15 protein-coding genes are annotated in these 18,651 nt (G+C 69.1%); 14 read left to right on the top strand and 1 reads right to left on the bottom strand.

Features of this window, described 5'->3' with window-relative positions:
• Nucleotides 1-124 precede the first annotated feature (124 nt).
• The 11 genes from FHW84_RS02705 to FHW84_RS02655 all read left to right on the top strand — a co-directional run bounded on the left by FHW84_RS02705 (nucleotide 125) and on the right by FHW84_RS02655 (nucleotide 12,643).
• Nucleotides 125-1,183, top strand: coding sequence for a pilus assembly protein PilM (locus FHW84_RS02705; RefSeq protein WP_167252565.1), 1,059 nt, complete (start codon nucleotides 125-127; stop codon nucleotides 1,181-1,183).
• Complete coding sequence (locus tag FHW84_RS02700) at nucleotides 1,183-1,962, top strand: PilN domain-containing protein (protein WP_167252564.1); 780 nt, start codon at nucleotides 1,183-1,185, stop codon at nucleotides 1,960-1,962. Before FHW84_RS02705 ends, FHW84_RS02700 begins: the two co-directional genes overlap by 1 nt.
• Nucleotides 1,959-2,612 (top strand): type 4a pilus biogenesis protein PilO, encoded by a 654-nt coding sequence (pilO, locus tag FHW84_RS02695; protein WP_167252563.1) that lies wholly within the window; start codon nucleotides 1,959-1,961, stop codon nucleotides 2,610-2,612. The genes FHW84_RS02700 and pilO overlap by 4 nt, the downstream gene beginning before the upstream one ends.
• Nucleotides 2,609-3,139: a pilus assembly protein PilP gene (locus FHW84_RS02690; RefSeq protein WP_167252562.1), complete on the top strand. Its 531-nt coding sequence runs from the start codon at nucleotides 2,609-2,611 to the stop codon at nucleotides 3,137-3,139. Before pilO ends, FHW84_RS02690 begins: the two co-directional genes overlap by 4 nt.
• A gap of 56 nt (nucleotides 3,140-3,195) precedes the next feature.
• Entirely contained in the window at nucleotides 3,196-5,448 is a 2,253-nt protein-coding gene (locus FHW84_RS02685) for a type IV pilus secretin PilQ (protein ID WP_167252561.1), read from the top strand.
• Between the two features lie 202 nt (nucleotides 5,449-5,650).
• Nucleotides 5,651-6,646 (top strand): MoxR family ATPase, encoded by a 996-nt coding sequence (locus tag FHW84_RS02680; protein WP_167252560.1) that lies wholly within the window; start codon nucleotides 5,651-5,653, stop codon nucleotides 6,644-6,646.
• Entirely contained in the window at nucleotides 6,643-7,581 is a 939-nt protein-coding gene (locus FHW84_RS02675; RefSeq protein WP_167252559.1) for a DUF58 domain-containing protein, read from the top strand. Before FHW84_RS02680 ends, FHW84_RS02675 begins: the two co-directional genes overlap by 4 nt.
• Entirely contained in the window at nucleotides 7,578-8,105 is a 528-nt protein-coding gene (locus FHW84_RS02670; protein ID WP_167252558.1) for a DUF4381 domain-containing protein, read from the top strand. Before FHW84_RS02675 ends, FHW84_RS02670 begins: the two co-directional genes overlap by 4 nt.
• Nucleotides 8,098-9,084 (top strand): VWA domain-containing protein, encoded by a 987-nt coding sequence (locus FHW84_RS02665; protein ID WP_167252557.1) that lies wholly within the window; start codon nucleotides 8,098-8,100, stop codon nucleotides 9,082-9,084. Before FHW84_RS02670 ends, FHW84_RS02665 begins: the two co-directional genes overlap by 8 nt.
• Nucleotides 9,081-10,967, top strand: coding sequence for a VWA domain-containing protein (locus FHW84_RS02660; RefSeq protein WP_167252556.1), 1,887 nt, complete (start codon nucleotides 9,081-9,083; stop codon nucleotides 10,965-10,967). The genes FHW84_RS02665 and FHW84_RS02660 overlap by 4 nt, the downstream gene beginning before the upstream one ends.
• Nucleotides 10,967-12,643, top strand: coding sequence for a BatD family protein (locus FHW84_RS02655; RefSeq protein WP_167252555.1), 1,677 nt, complete (start codon nucleotides 10,967-10,969; stop codon nucleotides 12,641-12,643). The genes FHW84_RS02660 and FHW84_RS02655 overlap by 1 nt, the downstream gene beginning before the upstream one ends.
• On the opposite strand, the gene FHW84_RS02650 is transcribed toward FHW84_RS02655, so the two are convergent.
• Nucleotides 12,630-13,151, bottom strand: coding sequence for an O-acetyl-ADP-ribose deacetylase (locus FHW84_RS02650; protein ID WP_167252554.1), 522 nt, complete (start codon nucleotides 13,149-13,151; stop codon nucleotides 12,630-12,632). The two genes, FHW84_RS02655 and FHW84_RS02650, sit on opposite strands and share 14 nt — an antisense overlap.
• A gap of 114 nt (nucleotides 13,152-13,265) precedes the next feature.
• On the opposite strand from FHW84_RS02650, the gene FHW84_RS02645 reads away from it, so the two are divergent.
• The 3 genes from FHW84_RS02645 to FHW84_RS02635 all read left to right on the top strand — a co-directional run bounded on the left by FHW84_RS02645 (nucleotide 13,266) and on the right by FHW84_RS02635 (nucleotide 18,146).
• Nucleotides 13,266-13,730, top strand: coding sequence for a MarR family winged helix-turn-helix transcriptional regulator (locus FHW84_RS02645; RefSeq protein ID WP_167252553.1), 465 nt, complete (start codon nucleotides 13,266-13,268; stop codon nucleotides 13,728-13,730).
• Nucleotides 13,731-13,927: 197 nt separating this feature from the next.
• Entirely contained in the window at nucleotides 13,928-15,061 is a 1,134-nt protein-coding gene (locus FHW84_RS02640; protein WP_167252552.1) for an efflux RND transporter periplasmic adaptor subunit, read from the top strand.
• A gap of 4 nt (nucleotides 15,062-15,065) precedes the next feature.
• Entirely contained in the window at nucleotides 15,066-18,146 is a 3,081-nt protein-coding gene (locus FHW84_RS02635) for an efflux RND transporter permease subunit (protein ID WP_167252551.1), read from the top strand.
• Nucleotides 18,147-18,651: the final 505 nt, after the last annotated feature.

Below are 18,651 nucleotides of genomic sequence, written 5' to 3'. Positions count from 1 at the left end.
TCACGCCAAAACAGTCGAGATAGTTCGTGTAGGCCGTTGCCAATACGTTAATTTTTGGATTTAATGCCGTCGCGCACTCACCACTCAAATACGGTGCAGGCGTCCAGGGGCAAGGGGGAAAATCGTGGGGCTCTTTACACCCAAGAAGCCGCCGCTGATTGGCGTCGACATCAGTTCGACCGCCGTCAAGCTGCTGCAGCTCAGCCAGGCCGGTGGCCGCTATCGCGTGGAACACTACGCGGTCGAGCCACTGCCCCCCAATGCCGTGGTCGAAAAGAACATCGTCGAAGTCGAGGCGGTGGGCGAAGCGATCCGGCGCGCGGTGGCCCGTTCGGGCACCAAGCTCAAACACGCTGCCGCGGCCGTCGCCGGTTCCGCGGTGATCACGCGCATCATCCCGATGTCCAGTGATTTGTCCGAAGAAGATCTCGAAGGACAGATCCAGGTCGAAGCGAACCAGTACATCCCGTATCCGATCGAGGAAGTCAGCCTCGATTTCGAGGTGCTGGGTCCGGTGCGCGACAACCCCGAAATGAACAACGTGCTGCTCGCCGCGTCGCGCACCGAGAACGTCGACATGCGCGTCGCCGCGCTCGACCTCGGCGGCATCAGCGCCAAGGTGGTCGACGTCGAAGCCTTCGCGATGGAGAACGCCTTCGCGATGGTGGCCGACCAGCTCAACGTCGGCCGCGACGCGCTCGTCGCCGTGATCGACATCGGCGCCACCATGACCACGCTGTCGGTGCTGCGCAACCAGCGCACCATCTACTCGCGCGAGCAGGTGTTCGGCGGCAAGCAGCTCACCGACGAAATCATGCGCCGCTACGGCCTCTCCTACGAGGAAGCCGGCCGCGCCAAGCGCAAGGGCGGCCTGCCGGAGTCCTACGAGACCGAGGCGCTGGAGCCGTTCAAGGAATCGCTGATCCAGCAGATCAGCCGCCTGCTGCAGTTCTTCTTCGCAGGCAGTGAATACAGCAAGGTCGACCAGGTGGTGCTCGCCGGCGGCTGCGCCTCCATCGAAGGCCTGTGCCCGATGCTCGAGGAGCAGCTGGGCGTGTCCTGCGTGGTGGCCAATCCCCTGGCGCGCATGTCGCTGTCGCCGCGCGTGCAGGCGCAGCAGCTGGCCCAGGATGCGCCGGCGCTGATGATCGCGGTCGGCCTCGCCATGAGGAGCTTCGACTGATGGCACGCATCAACTTACTTCCCTGGCGCGCGGAACGCCGCAAGCATCGCGAGCGCGAGTTCTTCATGCAGCTCGGCGCGGCGATCGTCGCGGCGATCCTGTTCGTGCTGGTGTGGATGACCTGGATGGACCAGCGCATCGGCAACCAGAACGAGCGCAATACCTATCTGCAGGGCGAGATCGCGCAGCTCGACGAACGCATCGCCAAGATCAAGGATCTCGAGAAAGTCCGCGAGCGCCTGCTGGCGCGCAAGCAGATCATCGAGCAGCTGCAGGCCAACCGTTCGCAGATGGTCCACCTGTTCGACGAACTGGTGAAGACCATTCCCGCCAGCGCCCGCCTCAGCGGCCTCAAGCAGGTCGGCGAGTCGATGTCGCTCGACGGCGTCGCCCAGTCCAACGCCAGCGTCGCCGAATACATGCGCAACCTCGAAGCCTCGCCGTGGATGGGCCACGCGGACCTGCGCAAGACCGAGAACACCCACGGCGATTCGCGCATGCCTTACGTGTTCGGCCTCGACGTCGCGCTCAGCAAGCCCAAGCCCGACGAGGGCGCGGACGCCGAGCACACGCCGGTGCAGCCGGCCGGCGCCGCCAGCGCCGCGGCTCCCGCCGCGCCGGCTCCGTCCGGCACCGCGGCCCGCCAGGCTTTCGGCTCTGCCGCGCAGGCGCTGACCGCTCCGCCGGCCAAGCCCGCCCAGCCCGCCGCCGCACCGCAGGCTCCCAAGCCGGCCAACGCGCCGCCCAGTGCGCCGGCCAACGGGGGGACCAAGCCATGAGTTTCATCAGCGATCTGCGCAACCTCGACCGCAACAACATCGGCGGCTGGCCCAAGTCGGCCAAGATCACCTTCATCGTGCTGCTGTTCGCGGTGGTCAGCTTCATCGGCTGGTACTCGATCATCAGCAACCAGCAGGACGAGCTGACCCAGCTCGCCGGCAAGGAAGAACAGCTCAAGCAGGAGTTCGCCCAGAAGCAGGCCAAGGCGGTCAATCTCGAAGCGCTGCAGCAGCAGCTCGACGAGATGCAGGACATGCTGCGCCAGCTGCTGCGCCAGCTGCCCAGCCGCACCGAGATGCCTGAGCTGCTGGTCGACATCTCCCAGACGGCGCTGTCCGCGGGCCTGGAGACCGAGCTGTTCCAGCCGGGCGCCGAGATCCCCAAGGACTTCTACGCCGAGAAGCCGATCCAGCTGCGCATGGTGGGCAACTACCACCAGTTCGGCACCTTCATCAGCGGCGTGGCCTCGCTGCCGCGCGTGGTGATCCTGACCCTGCACGACGTCTCGCTGACGCCGAAGGACAAGGGCGGCACCCTGGTGCTGCAGGGCACGGTCAAGACCTATCGCTATCTGGAAGACGACGAAAGCGCGGAGGCCAAGGCCGCCAATGCCAAGTCGTCCGGTGCCAAGAACGGGGGGCAGAAATGAGCAAGACCACAGCCCTCCGCGCCGCACGCGTCGCGCTGGCCATCGGTGCCGTACTGATGCTGGCCGGCTGCACCCGCGGCATGTCGGACCTGCGCGACTGGGTTTCGCAGGAGAAGCAGAAGAAGGGTGCGCCGATTCCGCCGCTGCCCGTCATCAAGACCTTCGAAACCTTCCTCTACAACGACCAGGACCGCCGCGACCCGTTCAGCCCCAGCACCGCTGAGCTGGACAACGGCGCCTCCAACGGGCCGCGCCCCGACCAGGACCGTACCAAGGAGCCGCTGGAAGCGTTCGCGCTGGACAGCCTCAAGATGGTCGGCACGGTCGGCACCGGCAACGGTATCGAAGTGCTCATCAAGGATCCCACCGGGGTGATCCACCGGACCCACCGCGGCGAGTACATGGGCCAGAACTACGGACACGTCACCGCCATCGCCGAAGACCACATCGAGCTGGTCGAACTGGTGCCTAACGGCAACGGCGGTTGGATGGAACGCTCAGCCAGCATCGCGCTTGGCGAGAAATAAGAATCACAGGGGCTGATGCAATGACGAACCTCAACAAACCAGTCCAGGGCCGTGTCATGCGCCATGCGAGTCGTCGCTTGTTCACCGCACTGCTGATCGCAGGCGCCGCGTGGTCGGGAATCGCGGCTGCCGCGACCAACACCTTGCGCGAGATCAGCTACGACACCCTGCCGGGCGGCAAGATCGAGCTGCACCTGAACTTCGCCCAGGGCCCCGTGCCCGAGCCGAAGATCTTCACCACCGGCAATCCGCCGCGCATCGCGATCGACCTGCCCGACACCGAGAACTCGGCCGCGCGCCATCTCGACATCGGCAAGGGCTCGACCATGGGCGTCTCGGCGATCGCCGCCGGCGGCCGCACCCGCGTGGTGGTCGAGCTGATCCGCGACTCGTCCTACCGCTCGCGCGTCGAAGGCAACAGCCTGGTGTTCACCGTCAACAACGGCACCGACGCGCAGACCACCACCACGGCGTCCACCATCGACCCGTCCAAGGCGCTGCCGTCCTCGGCCGCGGGTCCCGCGGTGTCGAACATCGACTTCCGCCGCGGTCCGAACGGCGAAGGCCGCGTGCTGATCAACTTCAGCGGCGCCGGCGCCAATGCGGACATGAAGCGCGAAGGCGACAAGGTGGTGGTCAACCTCGACCACGTGAACCTGCCCGCCAACCTCGCCCAGCGCCTGGACGTGCTCGACTTCGCCACGCCGGTGCAGTCGGTCACCACCAAGGCCGGCACGCGCGGCGGCGCCCGCATGGAAATCGCCATCAAGGGCAACGTGGACACCTCGGCCTACCAGACCGGCGACCAGTACGTGGTCGAGGTCGCGCCGAAGAAGGTGGCCCCGGGCACCGGTCCGGACGGCAAGCCGCTGCGCGGCCAGGAGCCGACCTACAGCGGCAATCGCGTCACCTTCAACTTCCAGGACATCCCGGTCCGCTCGGTGCTGCAGCTGATCGCCGACATGTCCGGCCAGAACCTGGTGGCCTCCGACACCGTCGGCGGCGCGATCACCCTGCGCCTGGTCAACGTGCCGTGGGACCAGGCACTGGACGTGGTGCTGCGCGCCAAGGGCCTGGACAAGCGCCGTAACGGCAACGTGATCTGGATCGCCCCGCAGGAAGAACTGGCCAAGTACGAGCAGAGCGTGGCCGAGGCCCGCCTGAAGGCCGAGGACACCGCCGAGCTGGTCACCGACTACGTGCCGATCAGCTACGGCAAGGCGCAGGACATCGCCAAGCTGCTGACCCAGGGCAGCATGACCGGTACCGGCGGCAGCGGTGGCGGCAATGGCGGCGGCCGCGGCTTCCTGTCCTCGCGCGGCAGCGTCTCCTTCGACGAGCGCACCAACACCCTGCTGATCAACGACAACCCGCAGAAGATCCGCGAGCTGCGCGAACTGATCTCCGTGCTCGACCGTCCGGTGCAGCAGGTGCTGATCGAGTCGCGCATCGTGGTGGCCACCGACACCTTCACCCGCGAGCTCGGCGTGAAGTGGGGTGTGCAGGCCACGCACACCACCGACAGCGGCAACGTGATCTCGACCAGCCCGAGCGGCGACAACGCTTCCGGACTGGGCATCAACACCAGCAACGTCCGCAACCAGTACGCCTACGATCTGCAGAACTGGATCAACGGCGGCCGCGTCGGCAACCCGCCGAAGCCGGGCACCATCACCTACCAGACCGGCGGCAACAACGGCTACAACGTCAACCTTCCGGTGTCCAACCCGGCCGGCCAGCTGGGCCTGGCGATCCTGGGCCGCAACTACCTGGTCGACCTGGAACTGTCGGCCGCCCAGACCGAAGGCCGCGGCGAAGTGATCTCCAGCCCGCGCGTCATCACCGCCAACCAGCAGGAAGCGGTGATCCGCCAGGGCCAGGAAATCGGCTACGTCACCTACCAGAACAGCGGCGGCACCGCCGGCGGCACCGCGCCGACCGCGTCCGTGCAGTTCAAGGACGCCGTGCTGGAGCTGAAGGTCACCCCGACCATCACCGCCGACAACCGCGTCTACCTCGCCATCAACGTGAAGAAGGATGCGCTGGCGCAGTTCGTCGATACGCCGAACGGCAAGGTGCCGCAGATCGACACCCGCGAGATCAACACCTCCGTGCTGGTGGACAACGGCCAGACCGTGGTGCTCGGCGGCATCTACGAGATCACCAAGCAGAACACCATCACCAAGGTGCCTGGCCTCGGCGACATCCCCGGCCTCGGCGCGCTGTTCCGCAAGACCTCGCGCCAGAACGACAAGGCCGAGCTGCTGATCTTCGTCACCCCGCGCATCCTGAGCGACAGCCTGCGCTGAGCGGAGCAGACGATCGAACGAAGAAGGGCGGCCACCGGCCGCCCTTTCTTTTTGCGCCGGCCGCTGGTCGCCTTTTTCTTCGTGCGGAGCGTCGGGCATCGCCCTTGCTGTGCCATCAGTCGCGCCCCCGCGCCGGTTGCGCCTCGCTAAACTTCCGGAACCTGCCGCTGTCTGTAGGCGGATCAAGCCGGATGGAAACCCGATGGATATGCCCGAGAGTCAAGCGTCGTCGCGGCTGCAGCAGGCCTTCACGCGTCTGCGCGAAGAACTGCAGCAGAGCATCGTCGGCCAGCCGCACCTGATCGACTGCCTGCTCGTCGCGTTGCTCGCCGACGGCCACCTGCTGGTGGAAGGCGCGCCGGGCCTGGCCAAGACCACCGCAGTGAAGGCGCTGGCCGGGCGCATCGAGGCGGATTTCCACCGCGTGCAGTTCACCCCGGACCTGCTGCCGGCCGATCTCACCGGCACCGACATCTTCCGTCCGCAGTCGGGCAGCTTCGAATTCGAACGCGGGCCGCTGTTCCACAACATCGTGCTGGCGGACGAGATCAACCGCGCGCCGGCCAAGGTCCAGTCCGCCCTGCTCGAAGCCATGGCCGAGCGCCAGATCACCATCGGCCGCAGCACCTGGCGGCTGCCCGAGCTGTTCATGGTGATGGCCACGCAGAATCCGATCGAACAGGAAGGCACCTTCGCGCTGCCTGAAGCGCAGCTCGACCGCTTCGTGATGCACGTGACCATCGGTTATCCGGATGCCGCCTCGGAACTGGCCATCCTGCGCCTGGCGCGCGAACAGGCGCGGCGCAGCCTGCATCCGCAGCCGGAGCCGCCGCCCACCTTGAGCCAGTCCGACGTGTTCGCCGCGCGCGAAGCGGTGCTGGCGGTGCATATGGCGCCGGCGCTGGAGTCCTACATCGCACAGCTGGTGCTGGCCAGCCGCGATGCCGGCGCCTACGGCCCGCAGCTGAAGCGCTGGATCGCCTGGGGCGGCAGCCCGCGCGCCACCATCGCGCTGGACCGCTGCGCCCGCGCGCAGGCCTGGCTGGCCGGCCGCGACTATGTGCTGCCGGAAGACGTGCACGCGCTGGCCCACGACGTGCTGCGCCATCGCATCCTGCTCAGCTACGAGGCCGAAGCCGAAGGCATCCGCAGCGACCAGGTGGTGACGCGCCTGCTGGAGCTCGTGCCCCTGCCGTGAGCGCCGTGCTGCCACCCGCCGCGGACGGCGACGGACGCGCCAGCGTCGCGCTTGCCGAATTGCTCGCCCTGCGTGCCCGCGCGGCGCGCAAGCCGCTGTCGCCGCGCCGCAGCCGCGCCACGCCGTCCGGCCCGCAGGCCAGCCGCGTGCATGGCCGCGGCATGGACTACGCCGAATCGCGCGCCTACCAGCCCGGCGACGACATCCGCCGGCTCGACTGGCGCCTCACCGCGCGCAGCGGAAAGCTGCACACCAAGCTGTTCCAGGAAGAACGCGAAGGCCGCTTGCTGGTGCTGCTGGATACGCACGGCAGCATGCGCTTCGGCACCCGCGCCCGCTTCAAGTCGGTGCAGGCGGCACGCGCCGCGGCGCTGGCCGGATGGCTGGCCGCGCGTGCCGGCGAGCGCGTCGGCGCGCTGGCTTTCGGCGAACGCCGGCATCTGCTGCGTCCGCAGGGCAGCACGCGCGGCGCGCTCGCGCTGTGCGGCGCGCTGGCGGCGTGGGATGCGGAACGCAGCACCGCCGCCGCGGCGGAGCCGCTGTCCGAAGCGCTGATGCGCGCCGGCCGCCTGATGCACGGCGCCAGCCGCGTGCTGCTGATCAGCGACGGCCTCAGCGCCGACGAAGCCGCGAAGGGCCGATTGATCGACCTCGCCCGTCATACCGACGTGTCCGTGCTGATCGTCGGCGATGCGCTGGAACTGGCCTCCGCGCCGCCCGGCCGCTATCCGCTGGAACACGGCGGCCTGCGCCGCGAAGTGGTGCTGTTCGGCGATCGCCAGCGCCGCGATTTCCAGCAGGCGCTCGGCGCCGGGCAGATGAAGCTGGCCGCGCTGGCGCGTTCGCTCGGCTTGCCGCACCGCGTGATCGACACCGTCGCCGATCCGCTCGATCCCGTCGCCGCGCTGCTGGCCGGCGCCAAGGCCGGCGCATGATGCCCGCCGCCACGCCGCCGCCGGATGGCCCGGTCCTGCGCGATATCCATCTGCCGCCGGATCCGTCGTGGTGGCCGCCCGCACCGGGCTGGTGGATGCTCGCCGCGCTGCTCCTGAGCGCCGGCGCGCTGGCCTGGTGGCTGCTGCGCCGGCGCCGCCTGCAGCGCGAGCGCATCGCCGCCGCGCTCGCCGGCATCGACGCGCTCGAACGCGCGCATGCGCAACAGCCGCAGCGCCTTGCCGCCGAATTGCATCAGCTGCTGCGGCGCGCGGCGCGCGCCTACGATCCGGCGGCCACGCATCATCGCGGCGACGCATGGCGCCGCTGCCTCGCACGGATTCCCGTCGATGCAACAACGCTGGATCGCCTCATCGCACTCGAAGACGCCATGTTCCGCCCGTCCACGCGCAGCACGGACATCGCCGACATCGCCGCCGCCACGCGCCGCTGGCTTGCGCTGGCGCTGCAGCCGCGCCGGACGAAACGGCTGACCGCCGCCGCGCAAGGGGCCAGCCGTGCTTGAATTCGCCTGGCCCTGGGTCGCCCTGCTGCTGCCGCTGCCCTGGCTGCTGTGGCGCTGGCTGCGCCCGGCCGCGCCGGGGCAGGCGCTGCATCTGCCGCATCCGCAGTTGCGCCTGGCGGTGGTCGCGCAGAACGCGCGCGAGGGCGGCCGCATGTGGTGGCTGGTGCTGGCCTGGATCTGCCTGGTCGCCGCCGCCGCGCGGCCGCAGTGGGTGGGTCCGCCGCAGGCGCAGCTGCGCAGCGGGCGCGCCATGATGCTGGCGGTCGACCTGTCCGGCAGCATGCGCCTGGAAGACATGAAGCTCGCCGGCCAGGCGGTCAGCCGCTTCGGCGCGGTCGAAGCGATCGCCACCGACTTCATCGCGCGCCGCAGCGGCGACGAAATGGGCCTGATCCTGTTCGGCACGCGCGCCTTCCTGGTCACGCCGATCACCTACGACCTCGGCGCGGTCAGCGCGCAGCTGCAGGGTTCCACCGTCGGCCTGGCCGGCACCGAGACGGCGATCGGCGATGCGGTGGCGGTGGCGGTGAAGCGCCTGTCCGCGCTGCCGGAACAGGCGCGCGTGCTGGTGCTGCTCACCGACGGCGTCAACAACGCCGGCAGCATCGCGCCGCTGGACGCGGCGCGCGCCGCCAAGGCCGCCGGCGTGCGCGTGTACACCATCGGCATCGGCGCCACCGAAATGCGCGTGCCGGATTTCTTCGGTTCGCGCGTGGTGAATCCTTCCGCCGACCTGGACGAAGGCATGCTGCGGACCATGGCCTCGCAGACCGGCGGCCGCTATTTCCGCGCCACCGACACCAGCGAGCTGGCCGCGGCGTACCACACCATCGACACGCTCGAACCGATGCCGCAGCACGGCCCGGAACTGCGCCCGCGGCATGAGCTGTTCGACCGCCCGCTGCTCGCCGGCATGGTCTGTTTCGTGTTCGCCATCGTGCTCACCCGGCGCCGCAGCGGCGCCAGGGCGGCCGCATGATGGCCGCTTTGCACGACTTCCACTTCCTGTATCCGTGGTGGCTGCTCGGCCTGCTGCTGGCGCCGCTGGCCTATGCGCTGGCCGCGCGCGGCGGACAGGAGCGGCGCGAGCTGGCGCGGCTGGTCGATCCGGAGCTGCTGCCGCACGTGCTGTACGGGCAGGGCGGCCACAGCCGCTGGCCGGCGGCCTTGCTGGCCTCCGGCGCGGTGCTGGGCTTTCTGGCGCTGGCCGGCCCGGCCTGGGACCGCGTGGCCTCGCCGCTGTACGCCAGCCGCGCGGCGCAGGTGGTGGCGGTGTCGCTGTCGCGGCACATGCTGGCCAAGGACGTCGCGCCCAGCCGCATCGACCGCGCGCGCTACAAGGCACGCGACCTGCTGGCGGCGAACCGCGGCGACCTCAACGGGCTGGTCGCCTATGCCGGCGAATCCTTCAGCGTGGCGCCGCTCACCTCCGACGCCAACGCGCTCGACGACCTGCTCGACTCGCTCGCCCCTGACACCATGCCCACCGACGGCAACGACGCCGCCTCGGCGATCGAGCGCGCCGCCGGCATGATCCGCGCGGCCAAGGCCGGCAGCGGCCGCATCGTGCTGATCACCGACACCGCCGACACGGCCGCGCAGGAAGCCGCGCGCAAGGTGCGCAACGAGGGCATCAGCGTGTCCGTGCTGGGCGTCGGCACGCCGCAGGGCAGTCCGGTGCCGGACGGCGACGGCGGCCTGCTGCGCGACGCGCACGGCGAAGTCGTGGTGACGCGCCGCGACGACGATGCGCTGCGCGCGCTGGCCGCCGCCGGCAACGGCCGCTACGTGCCGATGAGCGACGACAACCGCGACATCGCCGCGCTTAAGCCGGGCGACGCCGGCACCCAGGCCATCGTGCGCGCCGACGGCGAGCACGGCGACGAATGGCAGGACCGCGGCCCGTGGCTGCTGCTGCCGCTGCTGGCGGTGCTCGCGCTGGCGTTCCGCCGCGGCTGGCTGCTGCTGGTGCCGCTGGTGGCATTGCCGCTGCTGCCGTCCACCGCGCAGGCCGGCAGCTGGAGCGATCTGTGGCGCCGGCCGGATCAACAAGCTGCCGCCGCGCTGCGCCAGGGCGATGCGAAACGCGCGCGGGAACTCGCGCGCGATCCCTCGCTGCGCGCCGCCGCGGCCTACCGCAACGGCGATTACGCGGGTGCCGCGGCCGCGTGGCAGGACCAGGCCGGCGCCGATCCGGCCTACAACCTCGGCAACGCGCTGGCCAAACAGGGCCGCTACAAGGAAGCCATCGAGGCCTACGACCGCGCGCTGAAAGCCGATCCCGCGCATGCCGACGCCAAGGCCAACCGCGACGCCGTCGAAGAATGGCTGCGCAAGCATCCGCCGCAGGACCAGCCCGGGCAGGACGACAAGCAGAAGAAGAAAGGCGACGGCAAGGGCGGCGACAAGGACCAGGCCGGCAAGGGCGACGACCGTCCCGACGAAAAGAAGGAAGGCGAGCAGAAGCCCGGCCAGAATGAATCGAAAGACGGCGGCGGCCCCGATTCCAAGCGCGACGCCTCCGGCCAGGCCAAGCAGGACGGCAACGCGGCCGAGAAGCCCGGGCAGGGCGAAGCCAGGCCGCCCTCGGCGCAGGAACAGGCCGAACAGAAAGCGCGCGCCGAAGAAGCCCGCAAGGCGCTGAGCGCGCAGATGGACCAGGCCCTGCGCGAAGGCAAGCAAGGCCAGCGCGAAGGCACCCACGAACTCGGCGCGATGTCGCCGGACGACCCGCAGGCCAAGCTGCCCGCCGACGTGCGCCGCGCGCTGCAGCGCGTACCCGACGACCCTGGCGCACTGCTGCGCCGCAAGTTCGAACTGGAATACCGGCAGCGCCATGGCGGCGCCGGGGAGGAAGATTGATGGCTTCGTCGCGCCTGCGCTGGTGGCTGTGCCTGCTGCTGTGCTGCCTGCCCTGGCTGGCTTCCGCGGCCGACGTGCGCGCGGTGCTCGACCGCGGCAGCGTGCAGCTCGGCGAAACCGTCACCTTGAATCTGAAGGTCTCCGGCGGTTCGGTCGGCACGCCGGATCTGTCCGTGCTCGACAATGATTTCGAGGTGCTGGGCACCTCGAGCAATTCCAGCCTCAGCATCGTCAACGGCAAGCGCACTTCGGAATTCACCTACGGCATCGCGCTGCGGCCCAGACATGTCGGCCGCCTGACCATTCCCGCCATCGCGCTCGCCGGCGGCAGCACCGAGCCGGTGCAGTTGGACGTGACGGCGCCCGATCAGCAGGCCGCCGCGGCCGCGGGCAAGGACGTCTTCGTCGAAGCGGTGGCCGAGCCGCGCAATGCCTATGTCGGCCAGCAGATGTCCTTCGTGGTGCGGCTGTTTTTCGCCGCCAGCCTCAGCAACGGCGCGATGGACGAGCCGCAGGCCGACGGCGCGGAGCTGAGCAAGCTCGGCGACGACAGCAACTATCAGGCCGAGCGCGGCGGCCGCCGCTACAACGTGATCGAGCGCCGCTACGCGCTGATCCCGCAGCATGCGGGGCATATCCAGGTCGGCCCGGTCTCGTTCCAGGGCGAGCTGATCGACATGGCCGACCCCAACAGTTTCTTCGGCAGCACGCGCGCGATGTCGGCCGCATCCGCGCCGGTATCGATCGACGTGCGCGCCGTGCCCGCCGCCGCGGGCAAGACCGCCTGGCTGCCCGCGCGCGCACTGTCGCTGGCGATGGAAGCGCCGCCGGAAGCTACCCAGCTGCGCGCCGGCCAGCCGCTCAATCTCACCATGACGGTGCAGGCCACCGGCCTGCCGTACGAATCGCTGCCCGCGCTGAGCCTGCCGCGGATCGACGGCGCCACGGTGTATCCGGACAAGCCGGTCAACGGCACGCGCGTCGACGGCGCCTGGTTGTCCGGGCGGCGCCAGCAGTCGTTCGCGGTGGTGCCGGGCAAGCCGGGCGAGCTGGTGATTCCGGCCACCACGCTGACCTGGTGGAATACGCAGACCGACAAGGCCGAAGTCGCGACCATTCCCGAGCATCGCTACACCGTGCTGCCGGCGGCGGGCGCACCTGCCACGGCGGCGTCGGTGGCGACACCGGAAGCGACGGAAGCGCCGGTCGCTGTCACTACGTCGGCAGACGCCACGCCGTGGCGCTGGATCGCCCTGGGCAGCATCGGACTGTGGCTGCTCACCTTGCTCGGCTGGTGGGCGCTGCGCCGCGCCACGCCGGCGCAGCGCAAGCCCGCGGCGGAAACCCCGGCCAGCGACCGCCAGCGCCGTGCCGCCTTCCTCGCCGCCGCGCGCGGCAACGACGCGGCGGCCCAGGCACACAGCCTGCTTGCGTGGGCGCAGGCCGAGCGTCCTGGCCTGGTGAATCTCGGCGCGCTCGCCGCGGCGCTCGCTTCGGCGCCGCAGCGCGAAGCCATCGCCACCCTGCAGAAGCGCCTGTACGCGACCGACGGCGCCGCGCTTTCCGGCGAGGCGCTTGCTGCGGCCTTCCGCGACGGCTTCCAGTGGCATGCCGCGGCGCCGCCGCCGGCCGATCCTTCCGGCCTGCCGCCGCTTTATCCGTTCAAGCTGGACTGAGCGCGGCGCGCCACACCGCGGCCATGCGTGCGTCGAAGCAGCACAGCAGGACACGCAGGTCGCCGTGCTCGCGCAGGTCGTCGCGCAGCGCGGCGATCGCCGCCGCCGCGGCCTGTTCCGGCGGATAGCCGTAGACGCCGCAGCTGATGGCGGGAAACGCGATGCCGGCGATGCCGCGCCAGCGCGCCAGGCGCAGGCTTTCGCGATAGCAGCTCGCCAGCAGCGCAGGTTCGCCCGCGCCGCCGCCATGCCATACCGGCCCCACCGTGTGGATCACATAGCGCGCGGGCAGGGCGAAGCCCGAGGTGATGCGCGCCATGCCGGTGGGGCAGCGCACGCCGGGCGAGACCTGCGGCAGCGCGCGGCAGGCTTCCAGCAGGGCGGGGCCGGCGGCGCGGTGGATGGCGCCGTCCACGCCGCCGCCGCCGAGCAGGCCGGGGTTGGCCGCGTTGACGATGGCATCTACATCGAGCTGGGTGATATCGGCGATGATGATTTCGATGGCCATGGCGATAAACGCTATAACGAAAGCCGCTATGTCGTGATTGGCGTGGTTTCGCAGGTTTTTGCGCCGTATGCTTGCCGCCGGGGCGCCCGCAGGGGCGGAGGGTTCGGGAAACACATGAAGACTGAAGACATCTCGTTCGGCTATCTGCTCAACGACGTCACCTTGCTGTTCCGCAAGCATTTCGACCGGCGCGCGGTGAAATTCGGGTTGACGCGCGCGCAGTGGCGCGCGACCAAGGTGCTGTACCACCGCGAAGGCCTGCGCCAGACCGAGCTGGCGGAATTCCTGGAAATGGAGCCGATCGCCGTGGGCCGCGTGATCGACCGCCTGCAGGCGGCCGGTTTCGTCGAGCGCCGCGCCGATCCGCGCGACCGCCGCGCCTGGCGCCTCTACGTGACCGAGCAGGCGCGCGGGGTAATCGCGGACATGGAGCTGATCGGGCGCGGCCTGCGCAAGGACGCTACCAAGGGCATCGAACTGCACGAGATGCAGCAGGCCATGGACGTGCTCAACCGCATCAAGGACAACCTTCAGGCGCTGGACCAGCCCGGCGACTCGGAAGATCCTGCGACCGGCTAACCTTACGCCATGCTTACGATGGTCATGCCAGTGCCATTGGTCCTTGTGAGACTTTAGGAATTCTCCCGGCATAGTACGGGTCTTTTGGGCGTGCACGGTTGCCGCCATTCCGAAGTCCCGGCGAAGGATCGCGGGTCAGCATGCGTCGCGATCCTGGGAGGGAGCGCGGCGCCGGCCGAACAAGTCCGAGAGTTCCCATGCCCTGGAAGAAACTGCTCCTTATCGTGCTGGCGGTAGCGCTGCTTGGCGTCGCCATGCTCGTGTTCCGCGGCCGCCAAGAAACCACGCCTGCGCTGGGCAAGGGCGGCGGCGCGCAGGCCGGCGAAGTGCCGGTGCAGGTGGCCACCGCCACGCGCGGCGACGTCGACCTCAGCCTGAAGCTGGTCGGCCGCGCCGAAGCGTTTTCCACCGTGACCTTGCGCTCGCGCGTTTCCGGCCAGCTGCAGACCCTGGCCTTCAAGCCCGGCGCGCAGGTGAAGCGGGGCGAGCTGCTGATCCAGATCGATCCCAGCCTGCTGAAAGCGCAGCTCGACCAGGCGCGCGGCACCGTGGCCAAGGACCAGGCCCAATGGGTGAAGGCGCAGGCCGACCAGCAGCGCTACACCGACATGCTGGCCAAGGGCTTCGTGTCCAAGGCCGACTACGACACCTATCAGGCCAACCTCGGCGTGGCCAAGGCCACCTTGCAGAGCGACCTGGCCCTGCAGGAAACCGCGCAGACCCAGCTCGACTACGCGCGCATCGTGGCGCCGTTCGACGGCGTGATCGGCTCGCCGCTGGTATGGCCCGGCGCGCAGATCACCGCCGACAGCACCGACATCGTGGTGCTCAACCAGATCGAACCGATGCGCATCGCCTTCAGCATTCCCGAGGAAAGCCTCGCCGCGCTGCGCGCCGCGCAGGCGCGCGGGCAGGTCGCCGTGCAGGCGGCGATTCCCGGCGACAAGGGCCAGCCGCTGGCCGGCACGCTGGAATTCATCGACAACGCGGTGGATGCCACCACCGGCACCATCGTGGTGAAGGGCCGCTTCGAGAACACCGACCACCGCCTCACCGCCGGCCAGTTCGTGCAGGTGACCCTGCCGACCACGCGTATCGCCAACGCCGTGAGCGTGCCGGTGGAAGCGCTGCAGAGTTCGGCCAAGGGCAGCTTCGTGTTCGTGCTGGGCCACGACGGCAAGGCGCAGCAGCGCTATATCACGCCGGGGCCGACCGCCGGCCAGCGGCTGGTGGTCGACAAGGGCCTGGATGCCGGCGAGCAGGTGGTGACCGAGGGCCAGATGCTGCTGGTCGACGGCGCCCGCGCCAAGGTCAAGGCGGGAGGCGGCTGACGCCATGAGCCTGCCCGAGCTGTGCATCCGCCGACCGGTGATGACCACGCTGCTGATGGCGGCGCTGCTGGTGTTCGGCATCGCGGCGTATCCGCGGCTGGCGGTGAACGAGTTGCCGAATGTCGACTTTCCCACCATCAGCATCAGCGCCAGCCTGCCGGGCGCCTCGCCGGAGACCATGGCCTCCGCGGTGGCCACGCCGCTGGAGTCCCAGCTGTCGACCATTGCCGGCATCAGCTCGATGAGTTCGACCAGCGCGCTGGGTTCCACCAGCATCACGCTGACCTTCGAGCTGGACCGCAATATCGACGGCGCCGCGCAGGACGTGCAGTCCGCCATCTCCGCCGCGCTGCGCCAGCTGCCGAAGGAAATGACCACGCCGCCCACCTTCCGCAAGGTGAATCCGGCCGACGCGCCGATCCTGTTCCTCACCATGACCTCGTCCACCTTGCCCCTGTCGCAGGTGGACGAGTACGCCGAGACCGAACTGGCGCAGCGCCTGTCGATGGTCGACGGCGTGGCGCAGGTGAACGTGTACGGCTCGCAGAAATATGCCGTGCGCGTGAGCGTGGATCCGGCGCGGCTGGTCGGCACGGGCGTGGGCATCGACCAGGTGCAGGCGGCGATCGCCGCGGCCAACGTCAACCAGGCCACCGGCTCGCTGTACGGCACCCGCCAGCAGCTGCCGATCCGCAGCGAAGGCCAGCTGATGCGCGCCGACGCCTACAACGACGTGGTGGTGGCCTATCGCAACGGCGCGCCGGTGCGCATCCGCGACCTGGGCCGCGCCTTCGACAGCGTGCAGAACGACCTGGCGGCGAGCTGGTACAACGGCGAGCGCGCCATCGTGCTGGCGATCCAGCGCCAGCCCGGCGCCAACACCGTGGAAACGGTGGACCGCATCAAGGCGCTGCTGCCGGGCTTTACCGCCGGCCTGCCGCCGTCGGTGAAGCTCAACACGCTGTACGACCGCTCGCTGTCGATCCGCGCCTCGGTGGACGACGTGCAGTTCACCCTGGTGCTGGCCGGCGTGCTGGTGGTGCTGGTGATCTACCTGTTCCTGGGCAATCTCTCCGCCACGCTGATTCCGGCCATCGCGCTGCCGATCTCGGTGATCGGCACCTTCGGCGTGATGTACGGGTTGGGCTACAGCCTGGACAACCTGTCCCTGCTGGCGCTCACGCTCGCGGTCGGCTTCGTGGTGGACGACGCCATCGTGATGCTGGAAAACATCGTGCGCCACATGGAAGCTGGCCTGTCGCCGTACGAGGCCTCGCTCAAGGGCGCCGGCGAGATCGGCTTCACCATCTTCTCGATGACGCTGTCCCTCATTGCCGTGTTCATCCCGGTGATGTTCATGGGCGGCATCGTGGGGCGTTTGTTCCACGAGTTCGCGGTGACCATCAGCGTGTCGATCCTGATCTCCGGCGTGGTGGCGATCACGCTGACGCCGATGCTGTGCAGCCGCTTCATCCGCGCGCACGACCACGAGAACAAGAACTGGCTGATCGCCGGCTTCGACCGCGGCTTCAACGCCGTGCAGCGCGGCTATGCCGGCAGCCTGCGCTGGTGCATGGACCGTCCGCTGCTGGTGCTGGCCGGCTTCGCGCTGAGCCTGGCGGCCACCGCGCTGCTGTTCTACGTGACGCCGAAGGACTTCATCCCCGCCGGCGACACCGGCCAGCTGCGCGTCACCACCGAAGGCCCGCAGGACGTGTCGTTCGACAGCATGGTGGCGCGCCAGCAGAAGCTGGCGGAGATCGTGGCGGACGATCCGAACATCGCCGGCTACATGTCCAGCGTCGGCGCGGGCGGCCCGCGCAGCACGGTGAACAACGGTTCGCTGCTGTTGCTGCTGAAGCCCGCGCACGACCGCGAGCTGGGACCGGATGGCATCATCCAGGAGCTGCGCAAGAAGTTCGCGCAGGTGCCGGGCATCCGCACCTATATCCAGAACCCGCCGTCGATCCAGGTCGGCGGCCGCCAGTCCAAGGCGCAGTACCAGTACACGCTGCAGTCGATCGACCTGCCGCTGCTGTACGACTGGAGCGGGCGCATCACCCAGGCCTTCACCCAGCTGGAAGGTTTCCAGGACGTCACCAACGACCTCGATCTCAACAGCCCGTCGATCATGGTCGACGTCAACCGCGACAAGCTCGCCACCCTCGGCCTGACCATGGCCCAGGTGCAGTCGGCGCTGGGTTCCGCTTTCGGCCAGAACCAGATCTCTACCATCTACGGCGCGGCGACGCAGTACTGGGTGATCCTGCAGGTGTCGCGCACGCTGCAGAACGATCCGGACGTGCTGTCGCGCCTTTACGTCACCTCTGCCAGCGGCACCCTGGTGCCGCTGGACACGGTGGCCACGTTCCGCCGCCAGCCGCAGGTGCTCACGGTGAACCACCAGGGCCAGCTGCCGGCGGTGACGGTGTCGTTCAACCTGGCGCCCGGCGTGAGCCTGAGCCAGGCGGTGCAGCGCATCGATGCATCGATGGACAAGATCGGCCTGCCCGCCACCATCAGCGGCAGCGTGCAGGGCACCGCGCAGGCGTTCCAGGATTCGATGCAGGGCATGGGCCTGCTGCTGTTGCTGGCAGTGTTCGTGATCTACCTGGTGCTGGGCATTCTGTACGAGAGCTTCATCCATCCGCTGACGATCCTGTCCGGCCTGCCGGCCGCGGCGGTGGGCGCGCTGCTGACGCTGGTGATCTTCAACGCCTCGCTGGACCTGTTCGCCTTCGTCGGCATCGTGATGCTGATCGGCATCGTGAAGAAGAACGCGATCATGATGATCGACTTCGCGCTGGAGCGTCAGCGCGACGAAGGCATGGCGCCCGCGCATGCCATCTACGAAGCCTGCAAGGTGCGTTTCCGCCCGATCATGATGACCACGATGGCAGCGTTCGCCGGCACCTTGCCGATCGCGCTGGGCATCGGCGCGGGCGCGGAAACGCGCCGGCCGCTGGGCCTGGCGGTGGTGGGCGGCCTGGCGGTGTCGCAGGTGCTGACCTTGTATCTGACGCCGGTGATTTACCTCTATCTGGACCGGGTGCAGGCGCGGTTTTCTGCGAAGCCTGCGGCTTAGCTCGTCATCCCGGCGTAGGCCGGGATCCAGTGGCGATTGCGCTTGGTTGTCGCGTTGGCGCGTGGTGGTCTCGCCGTTGGCGAGTGTTTCGCCCCGCTGCCGCGAGGCGAGTTACTTCTTCTTTGCGTGCACAAAGAAGAAGTAACCAAGAAGAAAGTGCACCCTGCTTGGCGCCCTCAGCAGCAAGCTGCTGAGGGTCCGTGAGGGCTGGCCGGGCTTTTTGACAGGGCATCCATGCCCTGATCAAAAAGGCGAGGACTCCTGTCCTCGCCCCCCTGCGGGGGCCTTTTCGTCCAGCCCTCACCGCCGGCGCCAAGGGGACCGTGAAGATCAAAAGCAAAAGCGCGCAAGCGGAACGCCGCGGCTGCGCCGCGTGCTCTTCGCTGGATTTTCGCGCCGCCCTGCATCCCCCTCTCCCCTCCGGGGAGAGGGCCGGGGTGAGGGGTCGGCCGGAGCGATGCGCGGAGGGCCGCTGTAAGTTCAACAGCTCTTACTCGCTCCGTGG

This window comes from Dyella sp. SG562 (assembly GCF_011759495.1).
Classification (GTDB): domain Bacteria; phylum Pseudomonadota; class Gammaproteobacteria; order Xanthomonadales; family Rhodanobacteraceae; genus Dyella_D; species Dyella_D marensis.
This window is presented reverse-complemented; position numbering and strand designations above follow the sequence as displayed.